The sequence below is a fragment of the Streptomyces sp. NPDC058864 genome, from assembly GCF_042742985.1.
Lineage (GTDB): Bacteria > Actinomycetota > Actinomycetes > Streptomycetales > Streptomycetaceae > Actinacidiphila.
Genome location: NZ_JBHYMQ010000032.1, coordinates 1 through 11,656, shown reverse-complemented (window position 1 = coordinate 11,656; position 11,656 = coordinate 1). Strand labels below are relative to the sequence as shown.

At 72.1% G+C, this 11,656-nt stretch carries 10 protein-coding genes; 3 read left to right on the top strand and 7 right to left on the bottom strand.

Annotated elements, in window-relative coordinates; genetic code table 11:
- The first annotated feature begins 296 nt into the window (after positions 1 to 296).
- Both ACFW3D_RS23435 and ACFW3D_RS23430 read left to right on the top strand, forming a co-directional pair.
- On the top strand, positions 297 to 1,565 hold the full coding sequence (locus ACFW3D_RS23435; RefSeq protein ID WP_500506784.1) for a nitric oxide synthase oxygenase: 1,269 nt from the start codon (positions 297 to 299) through the stop codon (positions 1,563 to 1,565).
- A 78-nt stretch (positions 1,566 to 1,643) separates the two neighbouring features.
- Entirely contained in the window at positions 1,644 to 2,681 is a 1,038-nt protein-coding gene (locus ACFW3D_RS23430) for a lactonase family protein (protein WP_500506651.1), read from the top strand.
- A 91-nt stretch (positions 2,682 to 2,772) separates the two neighbouring features.
- Here ACFW3D_RS23430 and ACFW3D_RS23425 read toward each other — a convergent pair whose 3' ends face one another.
- The 7 genes from ACFW3D_RS23425 to ACFW3D_RS23395 all read right to left on the bottom strand — a co-directional run bounded on the left by ACFW3D_RS23425 (position 2,773) and on the right by ACFW3D_RS23395 (position 10,066).
- On the bottom strand, positions 2,773 to 3,648 hold the full coding sequence (locus tag ACFW3D_RS23425) for a sirohydrochlorin chelatase (RefSeq protein ID WP_500506649.1): 876 nt from the start codon (positions 3,646 to 3,648) through the stop codon (positions 2,773 to 2,775).
- Positions 3,649 to 3,774: 126 nt separating this feature from the next.
- A complete protein-coding gene (locus ACFW3D_RS23420) occupies positions 3,775 to 4,614 on the bottom strand; it encodes an LURP-one-related family protein (RefSeq protein WP_500506647.1) in 840 nt (279 codons plus the stop codon).
- A 25-nt stretch (positions 4,615 to 4,639) separates the two neighbouring features.
- Positions 4,640 to 5,317, bottom strand: a complete 678-nt coding sequence (locus ACFW3D_RS23415; protein ID WP_500506645.1) for a uracil-DNA glycosylase — start codon at positions 5,315 to 5,317, stop codon at positions 4,640 to 4,642.
- Between the two features lie 31 nt (positions 5,318 to 5,348).
- Positions 5,349 to 6,434 (bottom strand): WD40/YVTN/BNR-like repeat-containing protein, encoded by a 1,086-nt coding sequence (locus tag ACFW3D_RS23410; protein WP_500506643.1) that lies wholly within the window; start codon positions 6,432 to 6,434, stop codon positions 5,349 to 5,351.
- Between the two features lie 83 nt (positions 6,435 to 6,517).
- Positions 6,518 to 7,867 (bottom strand): nucleobase:cation symporter-2 family protein, encoded by a 1,350-nt coding sequence (locus ACFW3D_RS23405; protein ID WP_500506641.1) that lies wholly within the window; start codon positions 7,865 to 7,867, stop codon positions 6,518 to 6,520.
- Positions 7,868 to 7,986: 119 nt separating this feature from the next.
- Positions 7,987 to 9,333: an FAD-dependent oxidoreductase gene (locus ACFW3D_RS23400; protein WP_500506639.1), complete on the bottom strand. Its 1,347-nt coding sequence runs from the start codon at positions 9,331 to 9,333 to the stop codon at positions 7,987 to 7,989.
- Between the two features lie 142 nt (positions 9,334 to 9,475).
- Positions 9,476 to 10,066 (bottom strand): DUF305 domain-containing protein, encoded by a 591-nt coding sequence (locus ACFW3D_RS23395; RefSeq protein ID WP_500506783.1) that lies wholly within the window; start codon positions 10,064 to 10,066, stop codon positions 9,476 to 9,478.
- Between the two features lie 199 nt (positions 10,067 to 10,265).
- Between ACFW3D_RS23395 and ACFW3D_RS23390 the strand changes: the two genes are divergently transcribed.
- Positions 10,266 to 11,656, top strand: a 1,391-nt coding sequence (locus ACFW3D_RS23390; protein WP_500506782.1) for an LVIVD repeat-containing protein, incomplete at its 3' end; no start/stop codon positions are given.

Here is an 11,656-nt window from a genome sequence, read left to right as displayed (position 1 = left end):
CGATCGGGACCGGTCGCTGTCGTCACGTGACCGGATCGCGGCCAACCTGGGTCGTGATGTCGTCAATTCACCCGATTGAGCGTCCTGTTCGGCCCGGCATGCCAGGATGACTGACTCCGGACGAGCGGTGAGACCGATTCCCGTCTCGTGCCGTATCCGCGGGCCGTGAGGGAAACGGTTCGCGCAGGGCGGTCTTGGGGGTGCCAGGCGTGCTGAGATTTCTGCGCCGTACCGGGGGGAAGAACGAACGGCGTGCCGGGCCGGGCCGCGTCCCGCCCGCGGCGGAGCACGCGCGGATGGACGGCCCGGAGCCGCTGGCCGGGTGCCCCGCGGGGCACCCGCAGGCCGCGGAGGAGGAGGACGCCGGAGCACCGCCTCCCGGGGACGCGGCGGCCTCCTGCCCCGTGACCGGCGCGGCCGGCGGTGACGGGGCCCCGGCCGTCCGGCACAAGGACGTCGACGTCCGCGCGCTGGCCACCGACTTCCTGCGGCAGTACCACCGCGAACTGCCCGGCGCCGCGGGTGGCCTGCAGCAGCGTTTGGCCGCGGTGCTCGCCGAGATCGACGCGACGGGCACCTACCGGCACACCCACGAGGAACTCGTCTTCGGCGCGCGCGTCGCCTGGCGCAACAGCAACCGCTGCATAGGGCGGCTGTACTGGAACTCCCTGCAGGTCCGCGACCGCCGCCACGTCGCCACCGCGCGCGGGGTGGCCCTGGAGGCCGCCGCCCATCTGAAGGTCGCGACCAACGGTGGCCGGATCCGCCCGGTCATCACCGTCTTCGCCCCGGACACGCCGGACCGTCCCGGCCCGAGGATCTGGAACGACCAGCTCATCCGCTACGCCGGCTACCCCCGGCCCGACGGCGGTGTGCTCGGCGACCCCGGCAACACCGGAATCACCGAGGTGGCCCGGCAGCTCGGCTGGTCCGGCGGCCCCGGCACGCCCTTCGACGTCCTGCCGCTGGTCGTGCAGGGCGGAGCCGAACCGCCGCGCCACTTCCCGCTGCCGGCCGACGCCGTGCTGGAGGTGCCGATCGCGCACCCGGAGTTCGACTGGCTGGCGGAGTGGGGCCTGCGCTGGCACGCCGTCCCGGCCATCTCCTCCATGTGCCTGGAGATCGGCGGCGTCTGCTACCCGGCCGCCCCCTTCAACGGCTGGTACATGGGCACCGAGATAGGCGCCCGCAACTTCGCCGACGCCGACCGCTACGACCTGCTGCCGCGCTTCGCCGACCGGCTCGGTCTTGACACCGCGAGCGACCGCTCGCTCTGGCGCGACCGGGCCCTGGTCGAGCTCAACCGGGCCGTGCTGCACTCCTTCGACAGTGCCGGCGTCAGCATCACCGACCACCACACCGAGTCCAGGCGCTTCCTCGCCCACATCGAACGGGAGGAGCGCAAGGGCCGTCCGGTGCCCGCCGACTGGTCGTGGATCGTGCCGCCCATCTCCGGCTCGGCCACCGGTGTCTTCCACCGCTACTACGACACCGGCGACCTGACCCCCGCCTACGTCCACCACCCCGAGTCCCTCGCCCTCTCCCGTGGCGAGACGCTGGTGTGACGGGGGCAACGGGATCGGTTTCCGGCCACTGCGTTACTCTCAGCCGCCGTACAGACAACCTGCGGAAGAGGTACGGCAGTGGCCGGGCACGTTTACATCGGGTCGTTCACCTCGGCGGGCGGCAAGGGACTGACCACCGCCGCCGTCGACCCCGATTCGGGAGCGCTGACGGTGCTGCGCGCCGACTCCGCGGTGGAGGACCCCTCCTTCCTCGTGCTCTCCGAGGACGGCGGCCTGCTCTACGCCGTCAGCGAGCACGCCGAGGACGGGGGCGCGGCCGTGTTCTCGCTGAGCGACCCCGCCCGCCCCGAACCGCTGGGAGCCACGGTGCCGGTGGGCGGCGGCGCGCCCACCCACCTGTGCCTGCACCGGGGCCACCTGCTCACGGCCAACTACGCCTCCGGCACCGTCAGCGTGCTGCCGGTGGACGACCGCGGCGCGCTCGGCGAGCCGCGCCACGTCCTGGAGCACGAGGGCGACGGCCCCGATCCGGAGCGCCAGGAGGGCCCGCACGCCCACATGGTGCTGCCCGACCCCTCCGGGCGCTGGGTGCTCAGCGTGGACCTCGGCACGGACTCCGTGCGCGTCTGCGAACTCGACGCGGAGAGCGGGGAGCTGGAGGTCGAACGCGAGATGGGCCTGCGCTCCGGCACCGGACCGCGCCACCTCACCTTCCACCCCCGTGGCGACCGCGCCTACGTCATGAACGAGCTGGACTCCGTGGTGACGGTCTGTCACTGGGACGCCGAGGTGGGCCGTCTCAAGCCCCTCGCCGAGGTCTCCGTGCTCCCCGCGGACGCCTCCGGCCCGAACTACCCCTCCGAGCTGGTCGTCTCGCCCGACGGCCGGTTCGCCTGGGCCGCCAACCGCGGCCACAACAGCATCGCCGTGCTGTCCGTCGACGAGAGCGGTGACCGGCTGGAGCTGCTGGCGACCGTGGACTGCGGCGGCGACTGGCCGCGCCATCTGACCCTCGACCCCTCGGGGAAGCGGCTCTACGCGGCCAACGAGCGCTCCGGCGACGTCAGCTGGTTCGACGTGGACCCGGCCACCGGTATCCCCGAGCCTGCGGGCTCGGTGGCCGTGCCCGCCGCGTCCTGCGTGGTCTTCGCCTGACGGCGGCGCCCCGGTGAGCGCAACGGCGTGGTGGTCCGCCCCGGCATCCCGGGGCGGGCCACCACGCCGTTGTCGTCGAAGGCCCGCCGGTTCAGCTCAGCGGAGCGCCTTGCGACGGCTGGGCGATGCCCAGGGCCGCGGTGTACGTGGCGACGACCAGCTTGCCGATGGCCGGGTAGGGACCCAGCGCGTCGGCCGCGGAGCAGTCGGCCTCCTTGGCGGCGTCGTGCAGCACCTCGGGGGCGACCTCGGGACCGATCACGTACGGCGCGAGCGCCAGCGTGGTCGAGCCGGAGGAGCGCAGCTGCTCGGCGGCTCCCGCGACCGAGTCCTCGATGTCCAGCGCGGCGGCCAGCACCGGCACGGCCAGGCGCGCGGCCAGCAGCAGACCGGTCACACCCGCCGCCTGGACGGCCTCCTCGCCGCCCACGGTGGCCAGGATGATGCCGTCGGCGGCCGTGGCCACCGTGAACAGGCGGGCGCGGTCGGCGCGGGCCAGGCCGGCCTCGGAGAGGCGCACGTGCAGCGCCTCGGCCAGCAGCGGGTGGGGGCCGAGCACGTCGGTCACCTCTGCCGCGGAACGGCTGTCCGCCACAGCCTGGCGCAGCCGGCGCATCACCGAGGCCTCGGGACCGGCCAGCAGCGGGACCACGACGGCCGCGGGGGCCTGGTCGCCGCGCTCGGTCGCGGCCTGGGCCAGCACGGACTCGAGCGTCGGGTACTCCTCGCCGTCGCCGTCGACGTACCCGATGCGCGGGTCGAGACCGGAGAGCTCGATGCGGGCGATGCTGACGATCTCCTCCGCGAGACTGCGTATCGCGGGGGACGGGGTGCCGGGCACGGCGAGGACCAGCGCGGGTGCACCCTCGGGCGTGGTCAGCGGCTCCGGCCGCCGGTGCCGCCCGGGCTGGCGGGGGCGGGGCATACGAACGGGCAGGCCGGGTGCGGGGCCTTCGGCAGTGCTCATGGCGAGGCATGCTAGTGCCTTTGCGCGCTCTGTTGTTCGGGCGGGTCCATCGCAGGGGTTACCTGTCCGGTTCTGTCCCGGTACGGTGCCGGGTTCGCACACCCCGGCACCGTATGCGTGCCACGATCAGCCGAGTCCGCGCGAGTCCTGCTTGAGAGCGGTGTCCACGGTGAGCGCGGAGGCGACGACCATGCTCAGCAGGGGGTCCGGCAGTTGCCGGTGGATCTGCAGCACGTAGTTGTCGGCCGTGGTGAACATCGTCTTCGCCAGGCCCTCCCACGTCTTGGTGATCCTGGCGACCTCGGTGTCGGTGTGGTCGACGATGGCGAAGTTCCAGGCGCGCCAGTTCTCGGCCTTGATCGCGCCGATCTTCTGCCCGTTCACCTCGAAGGAGAAGTTGATCTTTCCGATGGCGTTCTGCTGCACGATCTCGCCGAGCGTCATGCCGTCGGCGCGCTGCACGATCACCTTGGACTTGATGAACTTCGCCGGCCGGGTCAGCAGCAACTGGGGCTGTCCGTGCGCGTCGCGGACCTCCAGGCGCACGGACAGGAACTGGTCGACGCTCGCGACGAAGCGCAGCACCTTCCGCGCGGTGCTCTGGCCGACCTGGAGCACCGAGCCGAGCTGGCGTCCCTGCTGGTCGAAGACGCTGTACTCGTTGTTCAGCTCGATGAGCTTGGCCTTCTGGTTGACCACCAGGACGGGCTCGCTGAACAGCGTCCCCCCACCCGGGCCGGTGGGGGCGACGCCCGCCTGCTGCTGCACCTGGCGCTGGATGCGCGCGGGGTCGGGGCCCCCGTCGACGCCCAGCGCCCAGGGATTGTCCTTGGGCTGCGGCGGGACCTGCGCGCCGCCCGCGTGGGTGTGCTCCGTCCACTGGGAGCCGTCCCAGTAACGCAGCAGGTTCTGCGTGCCGTGCGGGTCCGGGTACCAGCCCGCTGGGGTGTTCGAATGCGTCGTCACCCGGGCAGGGTAACGGCTGCCTCTGTCAGGGCAGCCGCCAGTCCACCGGATCCGCTCCTTGCCGTGCCAAAAGGTCGTTGGCCCGGCTGAACGGACGCGAACCGAAGAACCCGCGGTCGGCCGACATGGGGGAGGGGTGGGCGGACTCGACGGCCGGCAGGTTGCCCAGCAGCGGCCGCAGTCTGCGCGCGTCGGAGCCCCACAGGATGGACACCAGCGGCTTGCCGCGTGCGGCGAGCGCTCGGATGGCCTGCTCGGTGACCGCCTCCCAGCCCTTGCCGCGGTGCGCCCCGGGCTTGCGCGGGGCGGTGGTGAGCGCCCTGTTGAGCAGCAGGACGCCCTGCCGGGTCCAGGGGGTCAGGTCACCGTTGGAGGGCTGGGGCAGGCCGAGGTCGGTGTTCATCTCCCGGTAGATGTTCAGCAGGCTGCCGGGCAGCGGCCGCACCTCCGGGGCGACCGAGAACGACAGCCCGACGGCGTGCCCCGGGGTGGGATACGGGTCCTGGCCCACGATCAGCACCCGGACGTCGTCGAAGGGCTGCTGGAACGCGCGCAGCACGTTCGCCCCCGACGGCAGGTAGGTGCGGCCCGCGGCGATCTCGGCGCGCAGGAAGTCGCCCATCGAGGCGATCCCCCCGGCCACCGGCTCCAGCGCCTTGGCCCAGCCTTCTTCGACGATTTCGTTCAACGGTCGTACTGCCACGGTGAGTCACTCTAGTGGCTCACACCGACACTCAGACCACGGCCGCCCGGACGCACAGGACGTCCGGCAGGTGCGAGGCCACGAGCCGCCAGGTGTCTCCCTCGTCGGCACTGGCGTACACCTCGCCGTTGCGGTTGCCGAAGTACACGCCGACCGGGTCGGCGTCGTCCGTGCGCAGCCCGTCGCGCAGGACCACGCCGTAGTGCTCCTCCGTAGGCAGTCCGGAGGACAGGGCCGTCCACGAGGCGCCGGCGTCGTCTGTGCGGTAGATCCGGCAGCGGTAGTCGGGCTGGTAGCGGTCGCTGCCGTCGTTGACCGGGGAGACGTACGCGACGCCGCCGCGCCGGGGGTGGGCGGCGACGGCGAAGCCGAAGTCCGCGGGCAGGCCCTTGCCGATCTCCGTCCACGTCGCGCCCGCGTCGTCGCTGCGATAGACCCCGCCGTGGTTCTGCAGGTACAGCCGGTCCGGGTCCTCGGCGTCCCGGGCGATCTTGTGCACGCACTGGCCGAACTCCGGGTACGGGTCGGGGAGGAACTCCGCCTTGAGCCCGGTGTTGGACGCCTGCCAGCCCGCGCCGCCGTCGGAGGAGCGGTAGACCCCGCCGGAGGAGACGGCCGCGACCACCGCGTCGGCGTCGCGCGGATCGGTGATGACCGTGTGCACCGCCTGCCCGCCGAATCCGGCGCCCCACAGCTCCCGCTGCGGGTGCTCCCACAGGCTCCGGACGAACTCGAAGGTCACCCCGCCGTCGTCGGAGCGGAAGAGCGCGCCCGGTTCCGTCCCGGCCCACACCAGGTCGGGGGCGCCGCTGCCGGCGGGCTGGATCTGCCAGACACGCTCCAGGGAGGTCTCCGTGTCCTTCGGGAACCGCACCGCTGGCCGCGCCGGCTCCTCCCAGCTGCGCCCGAGGTCGTCCGAGCGGAACACCGACGGCCCCCAGTGCGAGCTGTCCGCGCCGACCAGCAGCCGGGGCACCGCCCTGCGGGTGTCGATGCCCACCGAGTACACCGCCTGCATGGGGAAGTGCGGGCCGGTCAGCTCCCACTTCCCGGCGCCGCCCCGCCGTCCGAGGAACAGTCCTTTGCGCGTGCCGATCGCGAGTACGACGTCGTCCATGACGCACCATCTCCGAAAGTACGGGAATGTGTCCTGCGTCACAGATTCTGCACCGTCCCACCGACAACGGGGGCCGCGGCGCGCTACAGGGGCTCCTCCCGCGCCTGGTCCGCGCCCGAACCGGAGCCACCGGGCAGGTGGTTGAAGAGCAGGTTCAACGCGATCGCGGTGATGCACCCCGCGCTGATGCCGCTGTCCATCACGGTCTGGAACCAGTCGGGGAAGGCGTCGTACACATTCGGCACGCCGACCGGCAGCAGTCCGACGGCGACCGAGACCGCCACCACGGTCAGATTGCCGTTGCCGTGGAAGTCGACGGTGGACAGGGTCCGCACCCCGCTCGCCGCCACCGTTCCGAACATCACCAGTCCCGCGCCGCCCAGCACCGGCTCCGGGATCGCCGCGACCACCGCACCCAGCTTGGGCAGCAGTCCCAGCAGCACGAGGATGCCGCCCGCGGTCGCCACCACCCAGCGGCTGCGCACCCGTGTCATCCCCACGAGGCCCACGTTCTGCGCGTAGGCGGTGTACGGGAAGGTGTTGAACACCCCGCCGAGCACGGTCGAGACGCCGTCGGCCCGCAGCCCGTCCGCGAGCCGCCCCGGCTCCACGTGGCGGCCCGTCAGCTCGCCCACGGCGATGATGTCGCCGGTCGTCTCGGTCATCGTCACCAGGGCCACGACGAGCATGGAGACGATCGCCGCGCCCTGGAAGGAGGGCGTGCCGAAGTGGAACGGCGTGCTGATCCCGACCCAGTCGGCGTCGCCGACCGCGCCGAAGTCGGCGAAGCCCAGCGGCACCGACGCCAGGGTGCCCAGCACGATGCCCGCCAGGACCGCGATCCGCGCGACGGGCGGGGGCGCGAAGCGCTGCACCAGCAGGACCACCGCGAGTACCGCGGCCGCGAGGCCGATGTTCCGCGGTGCCCCGAAGTCGGCCGAACCCACCCCTCCTGCGACCCAGTTGCCGGCCACCGGCAGCAGGCTGAGCCCGATGACCAGGATCACGGTGCCGGTCACCAGTGGTGGGAAGAACCGCAGCAGCCGCCCGAAGACCGGGGCCAGCAGCACCATCGCCACTCCCGAGGCGATGACGGCGCCGTAGATCGCGGGGAGTCCGCCGTCCTGGCCGATCAGCACCATGGGTGCGACCGCCGCGAAGGTGCAGCCCTGCATGATGGGCAGCCGGACACCGAACCGCCACCAGCCCACGCACTGCAGCAGCGTGGCGATGCCGCACACCAGCAGGTCCGCCGTGATCAGGTAGGCGAGGTCGGCGGGCGGCAGCTTCAGCGCGCCGCCGACGATGAGCGGCACGGCCACCGCGCCGGCGTACATCGCCAGCACGTGCTGCAGCCCGAACGCCCCCAGCTGGACGGCGGGCAGGACCTCGTCGACAGGATGGACGGCCGGACGGTGCGACGGCGTCGCCATGGGCAGCTCCTCGAACGCGGCGCGGGTGTGCGGTGGAACGCTGAAGTGGTTGCCCGTGAACCTGGTGAACGTAAACGGTTCGTTGATCGCGGAGGGGTTCGGGTGAGTTCCCGCGGGTCTCACCCGGTGGGGCGGGCGGCCGCCAACAGCCCTTCCCAGTCGGGGATCTTCACGGTCGTGCGGTTCAGCGACCGTCCCAGCGCCGCCTCGGCGGCCTCGATGGCCTCCCACCCGGTCCACTCCACCGGGTCCTGCCCCAGTGCCCGCAGCCCCTCCAGCGGATCGGCGGCCGCGGTGTGCCGGGCCAGCAGCTCCCGGGCGTCGGCGATGAGGGCCGCCGCCGACTGCTTGGCGCAGGGCCGGTTGGTGCCGATGACCCCGGTCGGCCCGCGCTTGATCCAGCCCGCCACGTACTCGCCGGGCGAAGGCACGCCGGCGCGCAGCACACGGCCCTCCTCGTTGGGCACGATGCCGAGCCGCTCGTCGAACGGAAGCCCCTCCAGGGGCACGCCCCGGTAACCGACCGAGCGCAGCACCAGCCCCGCGTCGACGTCCTCCAGGACGCCGGTGCCGCGCACCCCGCCCTGCCCGTCCGGTGCGGTCCGCTCGAACCGCACCCCTGTCACCGCGTCCTCACCGAGCACGGCCACCGGCCGCAGGAAGAACCGCAGATGGATGCGGCGGCGCCGGCCCGCCGGCGGCCTGGAGGCCCAGCCGCGCAGCACTTCCACGTTGCGCCGGGCGACCGGGACGAGCCCCTGCGGATCGGTGCAGGCGGGGTCGAGCGCCAGCTCCTCGGGACGGACGAGCACGTCCGCGTCGGGCAGGTCGCCGAGCTCGCGCAGCTCCTTGGTGGTGAACTTCGCCTGCGAGGGACCGCGCCGCCCCACCATGTGGACGTCCGTGACCCTGCTGTCCGCCAGGGCCCGCAGCACCCCCTCCGGCACATCGGTGTGCCGCAGCTCCTCGGCGCCGCGGGCCAGGATGCGGGCCACGTCGACGGCCACGTTGCCGACCCCGATGACGACGGCGGAGCGGGCGTGCAGCGGGAAGCCGTCGGGAGCCTCGTCGGGATGGGCGCTGTACCAGGAGACGAAGTGCGTGGCCGCGCAACTGCCGGGCAGGTCCTCGCCGGGCACCCCCAGGTGGCGGTCGGTCGCGGCGCCGACGCAGTACACCACGGCGTGGTACAGCTCCAGCAGCGCTCGCGGCGGCAGCCCCGGCCCGCCGACGTCCACATTGCCCAGGAAGCGGATCCGGGGGTCCTCCAGGACGCGCCGCAGCGTGCCCTGCAGGGACTTGATCTTCTCGTGGTCGGGGGCCACCCCGTACCGGACCAGCCCGTAGGGGCAGGGCAGCCGGTCCAGGACGTCGACGGCGACGTCCGGCACCGACTCCTGGCGGGTCAGCGACTCGGCCGTGTACACCCCGCTGGGACCTGATCCGACGACTGCCACACGCAGCACGGGCGCCTCCCCTTCGGCGAGGGTTGGGTTCACCTCGGCGGCCCGTGTGCCGCCCGGAACGGGCGGTACGGGCGGCCACGTCCAGCATCGCACCGCGGGACGGCCGCGGGGAGGGCACCGGAGCGTGTCGCGGTCCGCGATGTCAGCCCATGGCCCGCATCCGGGCGATCTCGGCGCTCTGCTGGGCGATCACGTCGTTCGCCCACTCGCCGACCTGGACGTTGCGGCCGTGCGTGAGCACGTCGGTGGCCATCGTCACCGCTCCGCGGTGGTGGGTGATCATCAGGCTCAGGAACTGCCGGTCGAACTCCGCGCCGCGCGCCTCGCGCAGCGCCGCCAGCTGCGCCGCGGTGGCCATTCCGGGCATCGAGGAGTGGTCGTGGCCGTGGGCGGTGCCGTCGGAGCCGCCGTTGGTCTTGAGCCAGGCCTCCATGACGTCGATCTCCGGGCCCTGCGCTGCGTCGATGCGTGCGGCGAGCCCGCGGACCTGCTTGCCGGCGGCGTGGGTGCCGGCGAGAGCGGTCATGACAAGCGCCTGCTGGTGGTGGGCGATCATGTTCGTCACATAGGTGACGTCCGCGGCGTTCGGGGAGTCGTCGGGCAGGGCCTCGGCCGCCTCGTCCTTGGAGAGGGTGGTGGCCTTCTCACCCGGTGCGCCCGGCGCGATGACCGAGGGCGCGGCGGACGCGGAATCGCTTCCGGAACCGCCGTCGCAGCTGGTCAGGGCGAGCATTAAGGAGGCGGTGAGGGCCAGCGCGGGCAGCGTCGCAACGCGATACGAAGAAAACACCAGTGCATTGTCATCTTTTGACGCGCACATGAGAAGGGCCATACTGCCGGGGTCCGCATGAAGTTCAACCGCGAACGGATACAAGGAGGACGCGGTGAAGCGCTTACGTACAGCTCTCGCTCGCCCCGGACGGCTGGCGACCCTGGCGGTCGCGGCCGTCGCGCTGCTCGGACTGGCGGCTCCGGCCCCCGCCACGGCCGACGGGAGCATCCCGGGTGTCGACGAGGTCGTCACGAGCGCCAATGTCGAGCACCTGGTCAACATACCCAAGCAGTCCCTCGCGGGATTCAACACCGACCTGGCGTTCCAGGGCAGATACGCCTTCGCCGGCAACTACGACGGTTTCGTGATCTACGACATCAGCCGTCCCACCAGCCCCAAGATGGTCAGCCAGGTCCTGTGCCCCGGATCCCAGAACGACATCTCGGTCTCCGGAAACCTGCTGGTCCTGTCCACCGACTCCTCGCGCTCCGACAACTCCTGCGCGAGCACGAGCCAGTCCGCCGCCGAGAAGTCCTCCTGGGAGGGCATCAAGGTCTTCGACATCAGCGACAAGGCCAACCCGCGCTACGTCGCCGCCGTGGAGACCGCCTGCGGCTCCCACACCCACACCCTCGTACCGGGCAAGCGCGACCTGTTCGTCTACGTGTCCTCCTACTCGCCCAGCGCATCCTTCCCGGACTGCCAGCCGCCGCACGACGGCATCTCCGTGGTGAAGATCCCGCGCAACCACCCGGAGAAGGCGGCCGTCACGGCCTTCCCCGTGCTCTTCCCGGACGGCGGCAACCCGGGCGTCCCGCCCACCGACACCCAGGCCCGGGTCAGTGAGACCACCGGCTGCCACGACATCACCGCGTTCCCGAAGCTGCGGCTCGCCGCCGGCGCCTGCATGGGCGACGGCATCCTGATGGACATCTCCGACCCCGAGCGGCCGAAGGTCCTCGACCGTGTCCAGGACAACGTCAACTTCTCGTTCTGGCACTCGGCGACCTTCAACGAGCGCGGCACCAAGGTCGTCTTCACCGACGAGCTGGGCGGTGGCGGCGGCGCCGAGTGCAACGCCGCGATCGGTCCGCAGCGCGGCGCCGACGGCATCTACGACATCGTCCGCAAGCACGGCAAGGTCGACCTCGTCTTCCGCAACTACTACAAGATCCCCCGTCACCAGGCCGACACCGAGAACTGCGTCGCCCACAACGGCTCGCTCATCCCCGCCAAGGGCCGCGACATCATGGTCCAGGCCTGGTACCAGGGCGGCGTCTCCGTGTGGGACTTCACCGACTCCGCGCGTCCCAAGGAGATCGGCTACTTCGAGCGCGGGCCGATCTCGACCGACACCCTGACCCTCGGCGGCTCCTGGAGCGCCTACTACTACAACGGTTACATCTACTCGAACGACATCGCGAAGGGCTTCGACGTCCTCAAGATCTCCGACCGGCGCACCGACAGCGCCCGGGGCGTCCGGATCGCCGAGCTCAACGTCCAGACCGGCTGGGCCCTGCTCATCAGCCCCGCCGGACGGGTCGCGATCTC